This is a genomic window from Oscillatoria nigro-viridis PCC 7112 (genome assembly GCF_000317475.1).
Taxonomy (GTDB): Bacteria; Cyanobacteriota; Cyanobacteriia; order Cyanobacteriales; family Microcoleaceae; genus Microcoleus; species Microcoleus nigroviridis.
Genome location: NC_019764.1, coordinates 53,436 through 74,236, shown reverse-complemented (window position 1 = coordinate 74,236; position 20,801 = coordinate 53,436). Strand labels below are relative to the sequence as shown.

Genomic DNA, 20,801 nt, shown 5'->3' with positions numbered 1-20,801 from the left:
AACTCGCAGTACATTCCCACAGCCCTTGCAGAGAAAGCGTTTATCGAGAATCGTCAAAATTAATGTCAATAATCGTCAATGAAAGTTAGAAGCTGAAAGCTTTATAAATAGGAGAGTTTAGGAGAATCGTCAAATCGTCAAAGAAAATTTCTTTTTTTAGTCGCGCTCTGGTTAACAGCTTGACACTGAATCCCAACCTTTGTAGAAGCTGTGTTAGGAGAAAAGCGGAAAATGCTCTTGTGCAAGTTGGTTGTGGACGATCGCGACGGACTATCCGGCATCTAAATTTACCGCTAGTTTAAAAATTGCGTTGACGATTTGACGATAGTTTGAAACTCTTACACATCAAGCAGTTCCCCCGTCAATAGCAGCTTTGACGATTGAAAATCGTCATTGACGATTCCCCAGCCACATCCCAATAAATTCACGATCGCCCGCTCCCGCGATAACAAGGACAATCCGCTTCCCTGCCAGCTTGATAGGGCGATGGGCGTCAAGCAATCGTCAAAATCGTCAAAAATTTGCAGTATATCCCCAAAATCCATGCTGAAAAAGCGTTTGGGGAGAATCGTCAAAAACAATGTCAATAATCGTCAATGAAAGTTAGAAGCTGAAAGCCTTATAAATAGGAGAGTTTAGGAGAATCGTCAAATCGTCAAAGAAAATTTGTCATCACTAACTGTTAGGGCATACGCGCAGGCATCAAGTCTCTCTTTCGGAGTCCCCAAAAGCCAAGGCTATGTCGGATGCTGGTTCAAAACGATACAGGGAAGTTAGTTGCTCCCGAGTGCGATCGCGATTGTCTGCCGACACCTTTTTTGCGAAGGCTTAAAAACTGAAACTGAGTATTTTGGGGGACGATAGGCGCTCGTGTCCTGCTGCTTTCCGGAGGTAGCGATCGCGATCGCACCTACTTTCCTCATTGACGATTTTCTTCTTCTTTGACAGAGCAAGCAATTCCACCGTCAATTTGCACCCCTAATGAGGGTAATCTGGTCTGGAAACCCAAATTATAGGGCCGGCTATGGACTTAGAACACGCTGCTAATTCCTTTGGAGAAATAGCTTCAACGCGCGACCTAGTGGCAGAGCTGTTAGCTGCCAAGCGCTCTGTCAACACTAGGCACGCTTATGAGAAGGACTTGTACGATTTCTTTACGACAATGACGGAGCAGGAACCGCACCCGGCATTAGTGCGCGAGTTCCTACGGTTGAACCGCTTCGCCGCTGTCGCGGTGGTTCTCAAATATAAAGCCAAACTAATCGACAAGGGACTTAAGGAAGCGACGATTAATCGGCGGCTGGCGGCGATCAAAAGTTTGGTGAATTTTGCTCGCAAGGTGGGCGAGTGCGAGTGGAGTTTGGTAGATGTTGAAGGAGAGAAGGTGGTTCCTTACCGGGATACTACAGGGTTTGGCCGAGTTGCTTCTGAGAATGTGGCGGCGATGCAGTCGGTGTTAGAAATTCCAGACCGGAGTACGCCCCAGGGAAAGCGCGACTATGCAGTTCTCCGGTTGCTGTGGGACAATGCGTTGCGCCGGGGAGAAATCGGCGCAGCCAATATAAGCGACTTTGACCCGCTGGCCCGAACTCTGAATATTTACGGCAAAGGTAGGGGAACTCAAGCGCAGCTAATTGACTTGCACGACGCGACGGCAGATGCGATTTCTGATTGGCTGAGCGTGCGGGGAGCTGCAATGCCCCAAGAGCCTTTATTTATCGCTTTGACAAAGCGTGAATACGGGTTGAGGTTGAGCGGGTACGCTATTTACAAGCTTGTTTTCTCAACTTGCTGTGCTGCGGGAATTCCTAAAAGAATCAGCCCGCACAGAATACGCCACGCTGCAATTACGACTCTGTTAGATGCAAGCAACGGTAATACGCGAATGGCGCAGAAGTTGAGCCGCCATACCAGCTCGAACGTCCTTAATTGTTACGATGACAATCGGCAGAGCTTGCAGCGAGAAGCGTCGGGGCTGCTGGCTGATTTGGTGCATTGAGTTTAGATTTGTATGTTCGGATTGTTAAATAGGGAACTGTTTCTATTTCAGGCAATCCCATCAAGAAAAAGGACGGGGTTTCTATCCAAGTTTCTGATGAAAGGCGATCGCCCCAAAATCGATCGAGCCTCCACGTGTTGAATGCTGCCGGCGTTTTGTGCTCAACCCACTGCGAACTCAGTAAATTTTAGGCAATCCCCATCCCGATCGACCCAGTTTTGGCACGCTCGCCACTGGCGAGGGTTGCCGAAGCTTTATTGCAACTGCACTCTGGCCGAACCGACTCCGGCTGTATTGTTCTCGGGCAATTTCCAGTATGAAATTGCGGGGGAATTAGAAGGGGAAAAGCTGCATCATTTGTACGAGCTTCTGGAAAACTGACAGCCCGATTTAGAGGCTTACCGGGAAATTGTCATCAAGCGGTTTTTGGGACAAGAAACCGAAGAGTTGCCGGCTGCCGCGTAAAGAACGAGAGGAAATAAGTTTATATTGTCTGAGGCTGTTTGAGAAGCTTAATATCAGGAATAGCCAATCGGGCCTAACATTTATGATGCTTTAGCTGTCAGGTTAATTTTTTCCTTTCGCCACTTCCGGGCGCTTTGTTTGACAGCTTCTATTTCCTCAAAATCTACTCGAATCGCGGCGATTTCAAATTCTATGCCTAAAACCGTACTAACTTCGAGGATTTCTACAAAACTGGCGCATTGATAATCTGTATCTTCATACTGCCTAACTCGCTGTTCTTCAATTCCTAGTATTTGAGCCAGTTCTGGTTGGCTGATTTGGGCTGCTATTCTCGCTTTAATTAAAGCATCTGGCAGCTTATTTATGCTGTCAATTTTAATGAAAATCGGCTGATTTCTCTCGCACTTAATTAGTGTTTCGTATTCAGCAATCTCTGCTTGTAAAGCCGTCAAATGAGATTGTTTGACATCGCGAGAAAGTTGCCAACCATCAGGGTCTTTTTTCTTCAGTTCTTCATCTCGTTCTAACGCCTTAAGAGAATCTTCAAATCTGCGGGCGCATTCTTGGCTGGATTCATACTCTTTTTCGTTTTTAATCATGGTTCCCACCTTAATATATCTATGGCTATAATCCCTTTAGGGTTTAACTCTCTGTCGCGCAGAAAGAATTCTAAAGAAGTTAATCCGCTATCTCCTACAGGTTGGTCCGAACGAAAGATTTCACCTTTATATTTGGATTTCTGCGCGCTGCGGTCTAAATTATTTAGCAATCTCGGGGCATTTTTTCGCAGATAATCGTAATCCACATCTTCCGGTTCCCAACACGCATCAAAATCACCTGGTTTTGGCTTGCTACTAACAAAACTACCGTTAATATAAATAGTTCTACAGCCTGCTGCTTTTAATTGGGCGAGTGCCAACTCCAAACCATCTATCATTCGCTGCCTCGTAGAATTAGTACCAAATCTATTTTTAAACTCCTCCCATTCGCACCAATGCACTCCCGGTGGCAAGTTGCCGTTCTCATCAAATTTAGGAATCATGCCCTCACACCTTTACACCTTAACACAATTTTACTGTCAGTTTTTAATGACTGTTGGTTTGCTCAGCATACCTGAATGTTTGGGAAAAAGCGATCGCGATTTCTCATAATTAATAAGTTGTAACAGGAACGCTCGATCGGACAAAAGTCGCTACGCTAGCACAGCCTGCAACAGTTTTCAAACGCATGAGGTACGATCGGTAAAGTACCAAGTGTATTTTGAGCGCTCGCGCGACGAAAACAACGAACCATTGTGCGAGATCGCACAAATTCAATTGCTTGTAGAAAAAGTCGCGATCGCAATTTGCATTCTCATCTAGCTGTTGTTTGATTCAAGCGCGTGAAGCGCAGCTATCCCGAGCGTAACTCGCCAACTTTTACCAATACTTATCCTACCTCAACTTGAGAAGCATTTCGCTCTAAATACTCCCGATACTCGGCTTCATTACCCGCAAAAGAATCGACAGTAACTTGACCTTTAGCCAACGGTTCTAAAACCGATTCGATCGGCACCCACTTGCAATAACAAATTACAATAATATCGAAATACGCGATCGGATCGAAATATGTGATCGCACCGCCACTCAATCCTGGACTGTCAATACGGGGTAAAGTCGGGATATGATCTTGCACAAGACAATACATGAAGTTTTGCAACAACAAGCGATCGCACAAATCGCGGTTTACCTGTTGGATATTAGTACAACATTCTCAGTAACGGGTGCTAAATTATACCGATTTTTAGCAACAAAAAAGTTGGATTTTGCAGGGTTAGATCGATACCCAAACGCGACGAATGTCGGACGAAATACAGACAAAACGAGACGCTGCAAATTTATTTTACGCGGAGTCTATAGAGTCTAACGAAAGTCCCGCTTCCGCCTACCAAAAGTCCCGCTTCCGTCCCGATGAAAGTCTAACTTCATCGGGATTCGTAACATTTAATTTACATTGCCTCAAAGCCATACAGTTCAGGGAACTTCCCACTACAAAAGGCTAAAAACGCTCCGCTCCGCATTTTTGTCCGGTGAGGCTCTCGCATGAAAGAGACAACAATCGCCAAGGAGGTGAGGACGTTCTGAATTCCTGAAACCCTTGATTTTATTGCCTTCAGGCCTAAACCCTAGACCCTAGACCTCAGTCCCTCACTGTACATCACGGGGGGTTGCGCCAGAAAACTAAAAACGCTCCGCTCCGCGTTTTTGTCCCCAGTAAAAAAGGGATAAATGTTCTTGATGGAGATTGTGCTTTCAAAAATGGAACGTGAATCTCAACCAATGGACGATCGGCCCAAGCATGAACGATCGAACCAATTACCCGCAGCCAATTGCGGGCCGCTCACCTGAGATTGTGATCGAAGAACAGTTTTTTTACGGATAATCTCTGCAATATCATCCATAATCTCTGCAAGCTCCGTCTCATCCATTCCCAAAAAAACCGGAACTCGATCGCCAAGAAACAAACTGAACAAATATCGCTGCGGCTCCAGAGGAAGCGAACTAATCATTGCCTCAAGACTGTCGCTATAAACCCGCTGCTTCCCTTTTCTAAACTGCGAAATCATTTGCTGGCTTAGGCCTGACTGCTCCGACAACCATTTAGCAGTGATCCCGTAGTATTCAAGGGTTTTGTCGAGAGCTTCATAAAACTTCATTTTTATTCAGCCATAACTGAAACTATATCATATAATTAAGTAATTACTTAATTATTGTTGCCTACTCAGACAAGCTCAATATAGCACAAACATTATGTCTGAAGAAAAAAGCTGGCGATCGACCGGAGCGGGGAAAAACCTGAAGACTTGCAGCTCTTGATGCAGGAGTTTAATAAATGAAAGCAATTAATAAAGCTAAAACCAGATCGAAAGCCAAGTTTCAACCACAGCCGCAGGCAGAACAACCGGTCGATTGCCCTCAACATGAAAGCGACGCTCAACAAGCGATCGACTGTGCGGCACCTTTGACAACTGACTCAATTGCTGAGTTGCTGCCGTCAGTCCCAGCAGGGTTTGATATCTCGCAAGCCTTACCGGAGTTCGATCTAGAAAGCTTTGACAAACAAGAATTGCTAAGCCGAATTGCGTCGGAGCACAGACTAATAGAGCGCATCGAGCGAAAGGAACTAGAGCTAGCTTTTGCAAAGTTGAACTGCGCTCGCAATGCGGGTTTGCTGCTGCAAGAATTTAAGCGACGGTGCAATTATGGAGAATTCCTGAGCTGCTTGGAGTCGGCGGGAATTCGCCCGCGAACTGCACAGGACTACATGGCGATTTCAAAATATTGGAACCTTATCGAAGCAAAAGCGCGGAGCTCCGCGTTTTTGAAAGATTGCGAAACACTCAGCATCAATTGGGCGCTCGCTGCTGTTCGAGATGAAAAAAAATCTTTAAAGAAACCTTTGAAGTCGGCAGCAGCAGCCAGCAACCCAGACAGCGGTCGAACGTCGAGCGCGCCAGAGCAACCTATTTTGGATTTAGCGATCGGATCGCCGCCCGTTGAAACAGTACAACTGGCCCAAGGGGATTTAGTTCAAATTGGCAACAGCAACGCCCTCTATGGCGGAAATACGGGCACTGTCAGAGGTTTTGCCAACGGTGGGCGATCTGTTATAGTTCGCCTTGACGGAGGTTCGGTTCCCTCTGAAATATTTAATCTCTCTGACTTGGTTCCGCTCCCGATCCATAAAGTTGTTGCACCTACTGCACCTGCTACAATCGCTAGCGTCACGCAAGAGCAAAATGCAATGGCAGCAAGTATCGGACTAAGCAACGGTAAAACAGTATTGCCCGACTTTGGCAACAGCGATCGAATTCGGATGGAACGATCTGACCCATTCACTGTAGACGATCGACCTTTTGCAACCGCGATCGAAATTGAAGGAAACGGCGAAGCCGCACGCTGGTACGAAGAAACAGCAATCGGCGTTATCAGCAGTTCCGAAGGTTTCGACACCAATCAAGCTGCACGAATGGTCTGCGAACTTTTAAAAGTTGACTTTAATCGAAGAACAAAGGCTACTTTAGAGCTTTTTTCTTATTCACAATTAAAACAACTACTGCAATTGTGCGAGGCAGAATTAGACAACTGCAAACAAAGAGCGAGCGCTCTCGCCGATCGCTAATGACTATCTCTCGACTTTTTGGGCTTTAAGTTCTGAATTGTTAATATTTTTTAGAGAATATTGACCGCCAAATAAAACCACGGTTGCGGCGTGGTTTGCTTGCGGTTGCGCGCGGGCGCTCGCAGATTAAAGCTGCCGCGATCGACCGCGGCAGCCCCAAAAAAAATTCGACCCTCAGTCGGCTAATTTACTGCCTGCAATAGACGAGCGATCCAAATCGCTCTCTCGATCTCAACAAAATTGAATAGTGCTGGTCTTGGCTAAAAAGTCGCACCCGCAAACAACTCGATCGATTTAATTGTTTGCATTCTGGCGATTGAGGATGTCTTGCGTCTTGCGTCCGCCGCCGACGAAAGCGGTTGCTATAATTTGGTGAATTTAGGTGGCTTTACTTTAAAATCCGCCTCAATTTTCCAATCCCTCACCCACCAAAGCTTCCAGTTCAGCTAACAGCTTCTCTAGTTTCTTCTGCTTTTTGGGGTCATCCCAAACCTTAGACTTTTTCACTCTGCCATAAGCTGCATCTACGCGACTTTTAAGCGAGCGATTCGGTGCAGTCGCCGGACCTGTATTTTGGGCTTTTAAATCGGCAATGCGCTGTTTGATTTGGGTCAGAGAGAGGTCGAGATCGATCGCCTCCTCTAGTAATTGCGATCGCTCGGAGCTATCCTTAACTCGGGCGATCGCTCTGGCTTTGGTATACTCAATCCGTCCTTTCCGCAGCGCTCCAATCACATCATCTGGCAGGTTCAGCAATGGGAGGCGATTGGTTCGGAAACTCTCTGGAGTGTACTTCCCAACGAGTGCAAATATATCGCTTACTATTTGCCAATCCGAGCTGTGGATAACGTTATCCACACCTGCGCGTTCTGGGTGCGCGGCCGCTCCGAGCAAAGCAATAACTGACGAAGAGGTAGAGTTCAATTTCATTGCCAGCAATTGCAAAATCCCCTCGGTTTCCTCAATCGCATTCAAATCTTCCCGCTGCAAGTTCTCCAGCAGTGCGATGGAGAGAGCCTCTGCGTCCGTCAGTTCCCGAATCGTGACAGGAACTTCAGTCAAGCCTAACGACGACGCGGCTCGATAGCGCCGTTCTCCGGCAACTAATTCGTACTTGTTGCCATCTATGGGGCGTACCAGGAGCGGTTGCAGAATTCCTAGCTGCTTGACTGACTCCACCAGTTCTTGCATAGCTGTCGGCTCGAAATAGCGGCGCGGTTGCTGCTGGGGCAAGACAATTTTGTGTATTGAGACAAGGGAGGATGCGGCATCTTCGCTGTCGTTGATTCCTAATAGAGCCTCAACCCCTTTGATTTGATAAGGCTGACTGTCGCGCTTTTGATTCATCGCAGAGCTAAAAGTCCTTGTGCAATAGTATCGAGTACAGCGACGGCTGGATGTTTTGGATTGTACGCGGCCAGAGGTACGTGTTGCTGTGACGCATCGGCGAAAGCGACAGTCCGAGGTACGGCGGGGTAAATCGCAGCAATCTTTTCCATAGAAGTAGTAATTGACTGCAAACTTTGAAATGCCTGTACAGTACGGGGATCGTACAGCGTCGGAATCACTCCAGCAATCTGCAATTTCCGATTAGCGCGTTTCCTGACGCGAGCAATGGTTTGCAACAGCAATTCGGTTCCTTTGAGAGCTTTATATTCAGTCTGAATCGGAATTAAGACGTGAGTGGAGGAAACCAGGCTGATATAGGATAGGATGCCGAGCGAGGGAGGGCAGTCTATCAATATGAAGTCATAGTTGGGGCTGAGGGGGTCAATGACTTCTTTTAGCCGACTATCTCTCATGTCAGCCACTACCAGTTCCAGCTCTGCTCCGCTCAAATTAATATTGGAAGGAAGCAAATCCATGTTGTGAAGGTTTTTGCAGAGCGCCGCTTCAGAACCGTTCATAATGGACTCGTACACAGTTTCCTGCAACTCGGATGGTTCCAAGCCCATGAAGGCGGTAAGCGAGGCTTGGGGGTCCATATCTACTAACAAGACTTTTTGCTTCCGCTTGGCTAAATGGTAGCCTAAATTCATTGTCAAACTGGTTTTGGAGACGCCACCTGACTGGTTGAACAGCGCAATAATTTTGCTCATCTATTTTTAAGCACGCTCACTCAACGTGTTGATTAAACAATCTTAGTGGACTGCGGCTTATTGTAGGCTAATCTTTGAAAGAACTTTGAGAACCGCCTCTGATAACTGCGATCGCAGTTAGCGGTGAACTATCGCAGTTATAGCATTCTGCAGAAAGCTCCAAGGCTCCAAGGCATTCGTCCGAGGGAATAATAGTAACGGTTTGAGCGCTCTAGAATGTCAACAGCCGTCGGGCGGGATTGCTATAGCATTGAACTATCGCAGTTAGCATTGAACTAGAGATGTTGAGCGCAGTCCCTACCCATAATCTTGGACTTGGATGAAGTTCGTTTAAAGGTTTTGTTGAGTCAAATCGCTGATAATATCTAAGCTCATATTGTCAACTAATTTAGTCAGAGCCGCAGCAATTTGCTTCTCGGACAGGGGAATTCCCTCAATCAATAGCCTTACCGCTTGCTCATCTCCACAAGCGGCTGCTTTGTAAAGCTTCTCAATCAACTCCCTCGGCAACACAGACAGCGACTCAGGAGTCAGTTGCTGGGCAGGCTCATCCCGTTCGGACTTCCTAGACGACTCCTCTTCATAGATATAGCGAACATCCAAATGAAGCGCCATCTTCTCAAAAATTACCGCCTCTCGGAACGGTTTGGCAACAAAATCATCAAAGCCATTCGACAAGGCAAGTTCCTGGGTTTTAACAAAAGCATTAGCGCTCAAAGCAATAATCTTAGTATTAGAACCGTTAGGCAGAGCTCGAATTTGTTGAACAGCTTGAAAGCCGTCCAGAACAGGCATCCTCAAATCCATCCAAATTAAATGCGGCTTGTACTTTCGCCACAATTTAACAGCCAGGGTTCCGTTATCCGCGAACCGCACAACAAAACCAGCCGACTTCAATATTTGAGTTAACAACAACCGATTTGCCGACTCATCATCCGCTACCAGAATGCGATAAATTTGTTGGTTAGGTGCCAACCCCTGCACTCGTTTTTGCGGCAGTCTGTCATAAACTTCGCTCTCAGTAGCATGACAGACTTTAACGTAAAAACTAAAAACCGTTCCTTTCCCCACAGAACTTTTGACCTTAATCTCACCACCCATCAGCTTCACGAAAGAGCTACTGATTGGCAATCCCAAGCCCGTCCCCGTTTGCGATTTCCGGCCAGCTTCAGTTTGCACGAACGGCTTAAACAAACGGCTAACCTCGTCAGGGGCAATGCCTGGGCCTGTATCCTTCACAGAGAACTGGAGAAAGAATTTGGATAGCGGTTTTTTTGCCAGCAACTGGAGGCATTTTACAGTCAGCTTCACCCTACCCGCCCCAGCAAATTTAACAGCATTACCCAACAGATTAATCAAAACTTGGCGCAGCTTGCTTTCATCAGTTCGGACGTATTGCGGTACATCTGAACTGCGTTCAAAAACAAGTTGCAATCCTTTAGATTGAGTTTTGAGTTGGAACATCCCTTCTATATCATTGAGCAAACTGTACAGGTCAAAAGCATTTGATTCGAGGGTAATTTGACCAGCTTCAATCTTAGATAGCGACAAAATATCGTTGATTAGTTTCAACAAATGCTCGCCACTGCGATTGATAATATCTAAACTCGACTGCTGTTCCGGTGCAGTTTTTTTAGAGTGCACAAGGAGGTGAGCAAAGCCGATAATCGCATTCAGAGGCGTTCTCAATTCGTGGCTCATATTGGCCAGAAAGGTACTTTTAGCGCGATTGGCACTTTCGGCTGCAATTTTAGCTTGTTTTAATTCCTTCGTTTTCTGTGCAACTTGCCGCTTTAAATCGCCAGAATATTCTTTTAACCGCTGGCGAGATGCTTTTAACTGGGAATTCATGCGCTCGAAAGCACAAGCTAGGGCTTCGAGTTCGGCAACGCCACTACCCGAAACTGTTGAGTCGAAGTCGCCACCAGCTATCGCCTCTGTTGCCGAAATTAACCGCAGCAGCCGCTGTTCTATTCTTAGGGAAATGGACAGCAAAAGGCAGATAGAAAGAACCAAAGCCAGTAGCACGAGCAAAATAGTGTTGCGGGTGTTGGCCTGAACTTTGCCGGTGAAGTCGGTTTCAGGGACAACTGCTACAATCAGCCAGTTTAAGCTTGAAGAGTTTTCAAAAGGTCTGACTTGCAGTAAGTATCTAGAGTTGCTGGCAGTAAAGTTAAGATTTTGGCTGCTGTTAATAGCAGCGAGGCTGCCATAATGTTTAAGCAAATACTCTGTTGAAAGCCGGATTACTTTTTGTTGCAGAGCTTGGGTGCGAACTCGCTGCTGGGAGTCAACAGAAATAGACGGTTTTGGTTCAGTTACCTTGTTCCGAGCAACTAAATGTCCCGATCGGTCTAAGATAAAGACTTGACAGTTAGGGCTGATGTGGAAATCGTGCAAGTTGAACGTTGAGGTTGGGGTGGGAAAAGCAGAATTTGTTTTTTGTTGAGGCAATATTGTTTTTGGAGAGTCTGACCCATTTCTTTTCCCATTTGGTTTGATTGTGACTCCGGCTGTTTGACTTGGAGAAAGTTGGTTCACCGAACCAGTTTGAATTTTATTGTAATTCTTTTCTCCTTTGGCAACCCCAACCTCTTCTTTTAAGTAGTTGTCAAGAACCCCTTCTTTTAAGTAGTTGTCAAGAACTCCTTCTTTTAAGTAGTTGTCAAGGCGGTCCCAGATGCGGCTCGTTGCTTCTCCCAATAGCTGTGCAACCAAGTCGTTCATCGTCTGTCGCCCTGTTTGAAAAGAAAGCCATCCCGTCAGACATAGTAAAGTTGAAATCAAAAGAGCGTTGGGGACTGTAAGGACAACGCGCAGCGGGAGGGCAGACTTTTTTTGAACAGAGCTTTTTGGGCTGAACATTGGTTGAAAAAAGGAAGTAGTAAATGAGGAAAAAAACGTTATTTTTGGAAGGTATTACTGCTAAACTGCTTCACAAACAAATATTTGAAAGGTCAATTCACAACTCATAACTAAAGCGAAGCGTTGAGCGGGAAGTAGAAAAGTTTTCCCCTCCTCACTCACCATCCCCGCTCGCTCTCGCGCGGGCTGTTTGACTAAATCCTATTAATAGCGCCGCTCCAAACCAATAAAAATCAGTCAAAAGCCATAAGAGAACGCCACAGAATGATTGATCCTATAATAGTCAAAATATAATTTCAGTGTGCAGCCTATCTTATGTCTCTAAAATCTATCATGAAACTGACCGAACACGCCAAATCTCTTTACATCGAAACAGCTAAAAAACTCAAGGGGACAGACAGACGACAATTCATGGCATCGGTAGTCAAAGATTTAGGAATAGGTGGACAAACGTTAGTAGAACGGGAGTTAGGATGGAATAGACGGACCATCCGTAAAGGGATGAAAGAATTGAAAAGTGGTGAGCCAATTGTCGATGGTTTCAAGCGCAGTGGACGAAAGCGGGTTGAAACAAAATTACCCAACTTATTGAAAGATATTACATCGTTAGTAGACCCACACAGTCAAACTGATCCTAGCTTTAAGAGTACACGATTATATACGCGCATGACTGCCAATGAAGTCCGTCGTCAATTAATTAAACAATTTGGTTATAGTGATGAAGAACTACCGAGCGCCGAAACAATTAGAAGAAGATTGAATGATTTGGGTTATACCTTAAAACGAGTTTTGAAAACTAAACCAGTCAAAAAAATCCCCGAGACCTCAGCCATTTTTGAACAACTTGAACAAGTCAATACAGCAGCCGATAATAACCCAAATACTCTCCGAATTTCCATTGATGCCAAAGCTTCCGTCAAGATTGGAGAATTTGATAGAGGTGGTAAAAATCGGACGCCAACTATTGCAGTTGACCACGATTTTTCGACTCAATCAAGTGTGATTCCCTATGGTATTTTTCTGCCTGAGTACAATGAGCTATTTTTATTCTTCGTTACTTCTAAGTTGACGGCTGATTGTATAGTTGACTTACTTGAAAGTTGGTGGCAAACTGTTAAACACCGTTTTAGTCACATTCAAAAATTGGTCATCAATCAGGATAATGGACCGGAAAATCATTCTCGTCGTACTCAGTTTATGAAACGAATTTTAGATTTTTCCCAACAATCTCAACTGACGTTACAATTAGCTTATTATCCGCCCTATCATAGTAAATATAACCCAATAGAACGTTGTTTTGGTTGGTTAGAAAAGCATTGGAATGGTAGTTTACTTGACACTGTTGAGACTGTTGTAAATTTCGCCAAAACTCTCACATTTAAGGATAAAAATCCAGTGGTGACATTGGTAGAAACAATTTACTCCACAGGAGTTAAACTTTCGGAGTTAGCTATGGCAGAAATTGAAACCCAGATTCATCGTCTCCCCAATCTTCACAAATGGTTTGTAGAAATTTTCGCTAAACCCACATAGCTATTGGATCATTCTTTTTGTGGAGGTCTCTAAGTACAGCTATCGAGAGTTTCAGCGTCCAGTAAGGCCACAAGATTACAAACCTGGCTATACCCCTTTTAGCCAGGAAATGATGCCTTAATTCCTGATTAGAGGCTATTTTTTCGGTTCCTTGTTCTATTTTTTGTGCATAATTGATTTAGTAATAATGCGAAAAATGTTGTCTAAAACTGCGCTTATATCGAGCTTGTTACTGATATTTATTATCCTCTGTTACAGGTTGTTAAACAGTAACAAATTCTGGGCTTGGTTCTACTTTACGAGCTTTCAATTGGAGCAGGACGAGGTTGTTAAATGTAGCTCTCTTTTTCGAGTTTTGGGTTTTAGCGAAGAAGCACACCTCAACTTGGACTCGGTGATTCAACGAACCTACCCGGATGGACAATTCAAGCTATCGCAGAGTGTTACTATGCCACTGAGTAGATACGCTATTGCCGAGCTGTCACAAGACATTGAATGGGTAAACCGACAAAAGTCGTCGGTAGGTGCGTTTGTTCATGTATTGGTGCTTAAGAAAAAGCCAAATGGTGAGTATGATGTTATTTATACTTGTCGGAAGTTTATGGGCTAGTGTACTAAGCTTATCTGGGGAGCGTGTCACTTTTGCAAGGAGAAAATACAATGACAGAAATGCCAACGATTTTGAATCGCTCTGACATATATAGAAATTTTCCTAATCCATATGAGGCAGTGGATGATGATGAAATAAACAAACGAGCAGAAGCCCGAAAAAAAGGCAAACTGGTGCGTGTAATAGGAAAGTACACTCAAATAGATGCGAGACGACGACAGGAACCGCCACCCGTGTATGAAGGTATCGTTGCTTTAATGTTGGCCGAGGACACGGCAGAGCGAGCGGCAGTCTTTCTACACCCAACTTGTCATCCTGAAGCCATCAGACCTGCACAAGAAATTGCCTGGTATAACGATCGACTTGTTGTGGTAGTTGGTAGATTCGTGCCGGACTCTCCTGAGTCTCCAAACGCTGTGGCACATCTAGTTGGGCCTTGTATGCTAACGATCGACTCTATTGACTTTTGGACGCAGGAGTAAGGGATAAAAATTCAATCTTCTCTTGTGCTAGTCCTCGATCTGTAGCAATAATGGCTGTCATGTAACCGCTATGGTAGCGTCAGGAATTGATGAGAATGAAAGCGATACTTTTATTGTCGGTTTTGCTTGCTGTAACTATAAAAATATCGGGCTGCCAAGGTAAGCCTGGTGATTTCTCAAATTTAATCAGAGGAGAAAACGTGATAACAAGATTGCCAACGATTTTGAATCAATCTGACATAGAGTCAAATTTTCCTCGCCCACCCTATGGCTCCGGGGATGATGATGAAATAGATAAAAAAATAGAAGCAAGAACCAGGGGTAAACAAGTACGTGTCATAGGAAAGTACACTCAAATAGATGCAAGACAACGACCAGTACCGCCACCTGTATATCGAGGTATCGTTGTTATAATCTTGGCCGATCGCACGGCTGTATTTCTTCACGCAATGTGGCATCCTGAAGCCATCAGATCTGCACAAGAAATTGCCCGATATGACAAAAAACAAGTTGTGGTAGTTGGTAAAATGGTTCCAAGAACTCCTGAACCTCCAGAAGTGCAAGCGATGATAGTTGCGCCCTGCATGCTAACAATAGATTCGATAGAGCTAGCGTCTTAAATAAAAAATCGATCGGGGATCACGGCTCATTACGTGCGTTCTCAAAAGGGTTCTATAAGATTAAAAAATACAGGATTGCACAGAATTCGCACAAGACCGAGAATTAACACTCGATCGAGGAAATTCTATGGAACACCAAAGAATACAAAGAACCTCCAGTTGGAGTCCGACCTTCACTAAGCGCGATACTCCCTCGAACGACGAGCCACCCAAAACCGTTCAAAAGAAAACAGCCCCGGCATCGCAGCCACAACAGTCGCTGGTCGATCGCTCGCCAGAGCCATCATATGCGATGCAGCAAGACCCAGTAATGATGAGAATTCTGGCAAACAACCCGGTAGTGAGGCAAATCTTCCAACAGTATTCCCAGCCAGGTGTTGCAACGCAGGACAAAGATAGTAACGATGCAGTCCAAAAACAAACAGCCCCAGCAGCCCCAGCAGAACAGTCGCTAGTCGATCGCTCGCCAGAACCATCAGATGCGATGCAGCAAGACCCGGTGATGATGAGAATTCTGGCAAACAACCCGACGGTGAGGCAAATCTTCCAACAGCAAAAGCAGCCCGGAGAAAAATCATCTGAATCTAAGATCCAGCAGGTAGCGGCAAAAGGTTTTAGCGGAAGTTCCACATCTTTACCCCATCAAAACCAGCTCCAGCAGTCCTTTGGAGTTGACCTTTCTGATGTACAAGCATACATCGGTGGCGAGGCAGCGACAGCTTGCCAGCAGATAGGGGCACAGGCTTATGCCAGTGGGAATCAGATTGCGTTTAAAGAGCAACCCTCTCTGGAATTAGCAGCCCACGAAGCGGCCCACGTCGTGCAGCAAGCATCAGGAAAGGTGCAGCTTGCTGGCGGTGTGGGGAAGGTAGGGGATAAGTATGAGAATCATGCCGATGCTGTGGCGGCTAAAGTGGTCGCGGGCGAATCAGCCGCGCCATTAGAGAACGCCACAGAATGATTGATCCTATAATAGTCAAAATATAATTTCAGTGTGCAGCCTATCTTATGTCTCTAAAATCTATCATGAAACTGACCGAACACGCCAAATCTCTTTACATCGAAACAGCTAAAAAACTCAAGGGGACAGACAGACGACAATTCATGGCATCGGTAGTCAAAGATTTAGGAATAGGTGGACAAACGTTAGTAGAACGGGAGTTAGGATGGAATAGACGGACCATCCGTAAAGGGATGAAAGAATTGAAAAGTGGTGAGCCAATTGTCGATGGTTTCAAGCGCAGTGGACGAAAGCGGGTTGAAACAAAATTACCCAACTTATTGAAAGATATTACATCGTTAGTAGACCCACACAGTCAAACTGATCCTAGCTTTAAGAGTACACGATTATATACGCGCATGACTGCCAATGAAGTCCGTCGTCAATTAATTAAACAATTTGGTTATAGTGATGAAGAACTACCGAGCGCCGAAACAATTAGAAGAAGATTGAATGATTTGGGTTATACCTTAAAACGAGTTTTGAAAACTAAACCAGTCAAAAAAATCCCCGAGACCTCAGCCATTTTTGAACAACTTGAACAAGTCAATACAGCAGCCGATAATAACCCAAATACTCTCCGAATTTCCATTGATGCCAAAGCTTCCGTCAAGATTGGAGAATTTGATAGAGGTGGTAAAAATCGGACGCCAACTATTGCAGTTGACCACGATTTTTCGACTCAATCAAGTGTGATTCCCTATGGTATTTTTCTGCCTGAGTACAATGAGCTATTTTTATTCTTCGTTACTTCTAAGTTGACGGCTGATTGTATAGTTGACTTACTTGAAAGTTGGTGGCAAACTGTTAAACACCGTTTTAGTCACATTCAAAAATTGGTCATCAATCAGGATAATGGACCGGAAAATCATTCTCGTCGTACTCAGTTTATGAAACGAATTTTAGATTTTTCCCAACAATCTCAACTGACGTTACAATTAGCTTATTATCCGCCCTATCATAGTAAATATAACCCAATAGAACGTTGTTTTGGTTGGTTAGAAAAGCATTGGAATGGTAGTTTACTTGACACTGTTGAGACTGTTGTAAATTTCGCCAAAACTCTCACATTTAAGGATAAAAATCCAGTGGTGACATTGGTAGAAACAATTTACTCCACAGGAGTTAAACTTTCGGAGTTAGCTATGGCAGAAATTGAAACCCAGATTCATCGTCTCCCCAATCTTCACAAATGGTTTGTAGAAATTTTCGCTAAACCCACATAGCTATTGGATCATTCTTTTTGTGGAGGTCTCTTACTAATTCTTCTTCCTTTAACAATCAAGAAAGCATCCAACGCCAGCCATTAACAGTAAGTACCACAAGGGAGCGCATCCAAGGAGGCTTTCTAGGAATCGGCAACCCGAGCGAAAAAATCGCAGCAGCATTAGCCGGATTTGCCAGCCAGCTTCCAGGTTACTCAATCCTGACATTAATTTTAGGAAAAGACCCGATTAGCAATCGACCCGTAGAGCGCACGCCAGCCAGCCTAATTCGCGCCCTGCTCGGTCTAGTACCAAACGGCGATAAGATTTTTAATAACTTACAACAATCAGGAGCATTACAGAAAGCTTTTAGTTGGTTTAACGGAGAAATTGCCAAACTGAATCTCACTTTCAACGCAATTAAAACCCTGTTTGGCAAAGCTTTAAGCTCCTTAGGAATCGGAGATGCGCTCAATCCTATTGGCGCGTTTGCCAAGATTAAAAACATTATCCTCGAACCGCTCGCACGCATCAAGAATTTGGCCGCCGCTGCGGGGACAAAAGTAATGGAAATTGCCTTTGAAGGCTTCCTAAATATGGCAGGCGGTGCTAGTGGAAAGGTAATGGGAATCCTTCGGCAAGCGGGCGGCGTATTTGGCAGCATTATCAAAGACCCCGTAAGCTTTTGCGGCCACCTCGTTTCGGCGCTGCGCGGAGGCTTCCAGAAGTTTTCCGGCAATATTGCAACTCACTTAAAAAATGGCTTGACAGGTTGGTTGTTGGGTGCATTAACGGGTGCGGGTTTAACAGTTCCCGCACAGTTAGATACCAAAGGAATTGTTTCTATTGTCCTGCAAGTAATGGGAGCAACTTATGCAAGATTGCGGGGGAAATTAACTAATAAAATTGGCGAACAGAAAGTAGCGCGCCTGGAGAAAGCATTTGATTTTCTCAGGACGATCGTTACGGGTGGGTTAGCAGCAGCTTGGCAGAAAATAGCGGAATTTACTGGCAACCTGCAAGAAACAGTAATCGGTTCGATTAAAGAATGGGTGATGTCGAAGGTAATTACCGCTGCGATCGCTAAGCTGATTTCCATGTTTAATCCGGCGGGGGCAATTATACAGGCAGCGATGGCAATTTACAACACTGTCATGTTCTTTGTCGAGCGGGGGTCGCAGATAGCAGCGCTGGCTGAAGCGGTATTTAGTTCGATCGGGAATATAGCTAAAGGAAATGTGGCTGGTGCGGCTAATTATGTGGAACAAACGATGGGGCGCTCTCTGCCCGTGACGATCGGTTTCTTGGCGCGATTGATTGGGTTGTCCGGGGTGAGCGAGCAGATTAAGAATGTCATTAAGAAGATTCAGGACAAGGTAGAAAATGCCTTAAATAAGTTGGCGAATTTTATTGTCGAGAAGGGTAAGAGTTTGCTTGCTGGAGGTGGAGGGAAAAATAAACCGGATACATCAACGCAGGGAAATAACAATGGGAGAAGCTCTAATGGTGAAGTCAAACTTGAAAAGGCTTTCACAATGGTCTCAGAGGCACATCACCTTTACTTTGAAGCTAAGAAACCTAAAACCCCCAAAGTTGAGATGGCGACTGGCAGGCGTGACGTTCTTGAGAATAAAGTCCGAAGAGCGATCCAACAAGAGGAGCAAGGAGCGCGTCGCCCTAAATTACTTAATCCTTTGAAACAGATCCAGGCAAAGCTTGCGAGTATGCAGTGGGTTTGGGAAGCTAATGATGGAAACTCTCAAAAGGAGCGACAAATCCGATACGAATATCTACAAATGCTGGAAACCATTGCCACAGTGCTTACAGGTCTTGGTGCCGAATTTGGCATTAGCGACCTGGAGTTTCTAGGACATCCCTCGAAATATGCAGAGCAAGATTCAGATGGAAAAACTAGGCTGAAACAAGAGTATCGCAATAAGGTTCGGACCTGGTTCTACCCAAATTCATATCGGTCTAACGTGGAGCAATGGAAGAAGACACGATTAGCTACCCTAAAAATAGGTGCACCTTCCGGTCATTTTAAAGATGAAATGACCGGAAAGTTTGAACCAATTAATGTCTCAAATTTGGCAACAAATGTAACAATAGATCATATAAGTCCAGGAGTATCAAGACACTGGAACACGGATAATGGAGGGCATAACCAAAAACAAGATAAGCGAGCCGATTTCTATAATGAAACCAGCAACATGAGGTTGGTTGCACACAAAAATAACAGCAGTGATGGCTCGCGTAACGCACCAGCATACAACCCCGAAGTTGGCCCTAATTTTAGAGGACCAGATGATAACCCATAGGAGACAGGCATGGACGCATTTAATTTATGGAATCCCTACGCGATCGCACCACGTGTCTTGGAATTCGATGTAACACCAACAGAGGTTGGCATTTTGAAAGACGGAACAATAGATTGGATTTCCCATTGCCTTCGCGCTTTGGGAATCAACCTCCTGCCAACTCAATGGAGTATTGTTCCTTTTCGCAGTAATTTCTATTCCGATTATCCTGATGAGCTTGAGTGGAAGGATCGCTGGCCGATTGGCTGGTTAATTAGAGTCGAGCTTAATGAAGACATTCCTATTCTATCTGCCTTTTCTAACCGATTTCCTGTTGGTATTGACAAGCTCGATCTGTCGGCTGAAAGTGGCTATTACGATCCTCGTCATGAAACTAACGCACTCACGGTATCTGAATTTGCAAGTGCTGTTGGGAACTCAGAGAGAATTCAGCAGGAATTTATTCGGCGTGCTAGAGTCGCCCTCGGTGAAGCTCCTCACTTTCAACTATCTATACGCATTCTGCCGGATCGGAATTGGCAGCTCCGCACGCTGATTGAGAACACTGAGTTTCCAAATTTTGTCTTTGGTTTGGACGGGCTGCGGGATTATTTGTACCAGCAGGGAGGCGCTATTACCTGGAGGAAAGCTTTGAACTCAAATCCGCCCCCAGCAACACTAAATTTGCACTCTATTTCACCTGACACTCTTGAGTGGAGTCAAGGAGTTCCTTCAAAAGATGAGCTTTGTATCATCTTCCACTCAGAGCAACCCGGTCTTTTTGGAGTAGATACTGGAGCTGCTCAGTTAGCGAGAGCTTTTGACGATATTGAACCTGCACAAAACCAAGCCAAGCTGGCGGAGTTAATTGCAGCTCTTGTTATGGATGAGGATGTTCGAGTTCGCAGTGGCGCTATCCAATTTTTTCAGCAACGCCCTGACGTACCGGACGGTAATATTTTGTCAGAAGCATTTGAATTGCGATCGCCATTGTTTATTGGAGTAGAAGCAGATCCACAAGAGCTTTCAGGGGATCTACAGTTCCAACTTGCTCGCGCATTGGCAGAGCGAGCGAAAACTGGTGATGTTTTAGCCCGTGAGACTTTAAGACGAGAAGCACTCCGTCCTGGCTGTGGCGAGTCAACAATTATTGCACTGTTTCTCACTGACCGGGATTGGTTGTTTGAGAAGGCTGGCGATATAGTCATTAAGACTCCTGAAATAGCTGTATTACTAATCGGAAAAATAGTTCGCCAGCAACAAGACCTGCGTCCATTCCTTCTATCTGTAAATGGGCGTGTGTCTAGAAAATTGCTCCAGACAGCTCTCACAGATGCCGCACCTGAAAATTTGGCAGACTATTTGATTTTGCTTACCGATCGAGTAGAGTAACTTAATTACACCTGACATCTTGCATCATTCTCAATAAGCTCGCAAGAAACCGGGTTTTTGACGAAAAATAGTC

18 protein-coding genes are annotated in these 20,801 nt (G+C 45.0%); 10 read left to right on the top strand and 8 right to left on the bottom strand.

Going from position 1 to position 20,801, the window contains the following annotated elements; genetic code table 11:
• Window positions 1-338: 338 nt before the first annotated feature.
• Window positions 339-575 carry a hypothetical protein gene (locus OSC7112_RS34180; RefSeq protein ID WP_146136840.1) on the bottom strand — a complete coding sequence of 79 codons (237 nt, stop codon included), beginning with the start codon at window positions 573-575 and terminating at the stop codon, window positions 339-341.
• Between the two features lie 449 nt (window positions 576-1,024).
• On the opposite strand from OSC7112_RS34180, the gene OSC7112_RS34175 reads away from it, so the two are divergent.
• Window positions 1,025-1,999 (top strand): tyrosine-type recombinase/integrase, encoded by a 975-nt coding sequence (locus OSC7112_RS34175; RefSeq protein WP_015211869.1) that lies wholly within the window; start codon window positions 1,025-1,027, stop codon window positions 1,997-1,999.
• 545 nt (window positions 2,000-2,544) lie between these two features.
• On the opposite strand, the gene OSC7112_RS34165 is transcribed toward OSC7112_RS34175, so the two are convergent.
• The 4 genes from OSC7112_RS34165 to OSC7112_RS34145 form a co-directional block, all read right to left on the bottom strand.
• Window positions 2,545-3,063 carry a hypothetical protein gene (locus OSC7112_RS34165; RefSeq protein WP_015211868.1) on the bottom strand — a complete coding sequence of 173 codons (519 nt, stop codon included), beginning with the start codon at window positions 3,061-3,063 and terminating at the stop codon, window positions 2,545-2,547.
• Window positions 3,060-3,506 carry a DUF6932 family protein gene (locus tag OSC7112_RS34160; RefSeq protein WP_015211867.1) on the bottom strand — a complete coding sequence of 149 codons (447 nt, stop codon included), beginning with the start codon at window positions 3,504-3,506 and terminating at the stop codon, window positions 3,060-3,062. The genes OSC7112_RS34165 and OSC7112_RS34160 overlap by 4 nt, the downstream gene beginning before the upstream one ends.
• A 386-nt stretch (window positions 3,507-3,892) precedes the next feature.
• Window positions 3,893-4,138, bottom strand: a complete 246-nt coding sequence (locus OSC7112_RS34155; RefSeq protein WP_041624013.1) for a hypothetical protein — start codon at window positions 4,136-4,138, stop codon at window positions 3,893-3,895.
• 637 nt (window positions 4,139-4,775) lie between these two features.
• The gene (locus OSC7112_RS34145) at window positions 4,776-5,159 is read right to left on the bottom strand and encodes a hypothetical protein (RefSeq protein WP_015211865.1); all 384 of its coding nucleotides are present in this window, start codon (window positions 5,157-5,159) and stop codon (window positions 4,776-4,778) included.
• Between the two features lie 176 nt (window positions 5,160-5,335).
• On the opposite strand from OSC7112_RS34145, the gene OSC7112_RS34140 reads away from it, so the two are divergent.
• Window positions 5,336-6,625: a hypothetical protein gene (locus OSC7112_RS34140; RefSeq protein ID WP_015211864.1), complete on the top strand. Its 1,290-nt coding sequence runs from the start codon at window positions 5,336-5,338 to the stop codon at window positions 6,623-6,625.
• Between the two features lie 405 nt (window positions 6,626-7,030).
• On the opposite strand, the gene OSC7112_RS34135 is transcribed toward OSC7112_RS34140, so the two are convergent.
• From OSC7112_RS34135 to OSC7112_RS34125, 3 genes are all read right to left on the bottom strand, one after another.
• Window positions 7,031-7,972: a ParB/RepB/Spo0J family partition protein gene (locus OSC7112_RS34135; RefSeq protein ID WP_015211863.1), complete on the bottom strand. Its 942-nt coding sequence runs from the start codon at window positions 7,970-7,972 to the stop codon at window positions 7,031-7,033.
• Complete coding sequence (locus tag OSC7112_RS34130) at window positions 7,969-8,724, bottom strand: ParA family protein (protein ID WP_015211862.1); 756 nt, start codon at window positions 8,722-8,724, stop codon at window positions 7,969-7,971. The genes OSC7112_RS34135 and OSC7112_RS34130 overlap by 4 nt, the downstream gene beginning before the upstream one ends.
• A 330-nt stretch (window positions 8,725-9,054) precedes the next feature.
• The gene (locus OSC7112_RS34125; RefSeq protein ID WP_190274487.1) at window positions 9,055-11,451 is read right to left on the bottom strand and encodes an ATP-binding protein; all 2,397 of its coding nucleotides are present in this window, start codon (window positions 11,449-11,451) and stop codon (window positions 9,055-9,057) included.
• A gap of 471 nt (window positions 11,452-11,922) precedes the next feature.
• Here OSC7112_RS34125 and OSC7112_RS34120 point away from each other — a divergent pair, with 471 nt between their 5' ends.
• The 8 genes from OSC7112_RS34120 to OSC7112_RS34085 all read left to right on the top strand — a co-directional run bounded on the left by OSC7112_RS34120 (window position 11,923) and on the right by OSC7112_RS34085 (window position 20,728).
• Window positions 11,923-13,122 (top strand): ISAzo13 family transposase, encoded by a 1,200-nt coding sequence (locus OSC7112_RS34120; protein WP_083888119.1) that lies wholly within the window; start codon window positions 11,923-11,925, stop codon window positions 13,120-13,122.
• Window positions 13,123-13,570: 448 nt separating this feature from the next.
• The gene (locus OSC7112_RS40585; RefSeq protein WP_190274486.1) at window positions 13,571-13,732 is read left to right on the top strand and encodes a hypothetical protein; all 162 of its coding nucleotides are present in this window, start codon (window positions 13,571-13,573) and stop codon (window positions 13,730-13,732) included.
• 50 nt (window positions 13,733-13,782) lie between these two features.
• A complete protein-coding gene (locus OSC7112_RS34110; protein ID WP_015211859.1) occupies window positions 13,783-14,214 on the top strand; it encodes a hypothetical protein in 432 nt (143 codons plus the stop codon).
• Window positions 14,215-14,309: 95 nt separating this feature from the next.
• Window positions 14,310-14,834: a hypothetical protein gene (locus tag OSC7112_RS34105; RefSeq protein ID WP_015211858.1), complete on the top strand. Its 525-nt coding sequence runs from the start codon at window positions 14,310-14,312 to the stop codon at window positions 14,832-14,834.
• 127 nt (window positions 14,835-14,961) lie between these two features.
• The gene (locus tag OSC7112_RS34100; protein ID WP_015211857.1) at window positions 14,962-15,795 is read left to right on the top strand and encodes an eCIS core domain-containing protein; all 834 of its coding nucleotides are present in this window, start codon (window positions 14,962-14,964) and stop codon (window positions 15,793-15,795) included.
• Window positions 15,796-15,860: 65 nt separating this feature from the next.
• Complete coding sequence (locus tag OSC7112_RS34095; RefSeq protein ID WP_083888119.1) at window positions 15,861-17,060, top strand: ISAzo13 family transposase; 1,200 nt, start codon at window positions 15,861-15,863, stop codon at window positions 17,058-17,060.
• Between the two features lie 17 nt (window positions 17,061-17,077).
• Window positions 17,078-19,357: a phage tail protein gene (locus tag OSC7112_RS35045; protein ID WP_015211856.1), complete on the top strand. Its 2,280-nt coding sequence runs from the start codon at window positions 17,078-17,080 to the stop codon at window positions 19,355-19,357.
• Window positions 19,358-19,366: 9 nt separating this feature from the next.
• Window positions 19,367-20,728, top strand: coding sequence for a hypothetical protein (locus tag OSC7112_RS34085; RefSeq protein WP_015211855.1), 1,362 nt, complete (start codon window positions 19,367-19,369; stop codon window positions 20,726-20,728).
• Window positions 20,729-20,801: the final 73 nt, after the last annotated feature.

Coding starts and splice junctions, on each gene's coding strand:
- OSC7112_RS34175 (WP_015211869.1), top strand. CDS start 1,025: ATGGACTTAGAACACGCTGCTAATTCCTTTGGAGAAATAGCTTCAACG.
- OSC7112_RS34165 (WP_015211868.1), bottom strand. CDS start 3,063: ATGATTAAAAACGAAAAAGAGTATGAATCCAGCCAAGAATGCGCCCGC.
- OSC7112_RS34160 (WP_015211867.1), bottom strand. CDS start 3,506: ATGATTCCTAAATTTGATGAGAACGGCAACTTGCCACCGGGAGTGCAT.
- OSC7112_RS34145 (WP_015211865.1), bottom strand. CDS start 5,159: ATGAAGTTTTATGAAGCTCTCGACAAAACCCTTGAATACTACGGGATC.
- OSC7112_RS34140 (WP_015211864.1), top strand. CDS start 5,336: ATGAAAGCAATTAATAAAGCTAAAACCAGATCGAAAGCCAAGTTTCAA.
- OSC7112_RS34135 (WP_015211863.1), bottom strand. CDS start 7,972: ATGAATCAAAAGCGCGACAGTCAGCCTTATCAAATCAAAGGGGTTGAG.
- OSC7112_RS34130 (WP_015211862.1), bottom strand. CDS start 8,724: ATGAGCAAAATTATTGCGCTGTTCAACCAGTCAGGTGGCGTCTCCAAA.
- OSC7112_RS34125 (WP_190274487.1), bottom strand. CDS start 11,451: ATGAACGACTTGGTTGCACAGCTATTGGGAGAAGCAACGAGCCGCATC.
- OSC7112_RS34120 (WP_083888119.1), top strand. CDS start 11,923: ATGAAACTGACCGAACACGCCAAATCTCTTTACATCGAAACAGCTAAA.
- OSC7112_RS40585 (WP_190274486.1), top strand. CDS start 13,571: ATGCCACTGAGTAGATACGCTATTGCCGAGCTGTCACAAGACATTGAA.
- OSC7112_RS34110 (WP_015211859.1), top strand. CDS start 13,783: ATGACAGAAATGCCAACGATTTTGAATCGCTCTGACATATATAGAAAT.
- OSC7112_RS34105 (WP_015211858.1), top strand. CDS start 14,310: ATGAAAGCGATACTTTTATTGTCGGTTTTGCTTGCTGTAACTATAAAA.
- OSC7112_RS34100 (WP_015211857.1), top strand. CDS start 14,962: ATGGAACACCAAAGAATACAAAGAACCTCCAGTTGGAGTCCGACCTTC.
- OSC7112_RS34095 (WP_083888119.1), top strand. CDS start 15,861: ATGAAACTGACCGAACACGCCAAATCTCTTTACATCGAAACAGCTAAA.
- OSC7112_RS34085 (WP_015211855.1), top strand. CDS start 19,367: ATGGACGCATTTAATTTATGGAATCCCTACGCGATCGCACCACGTGTC.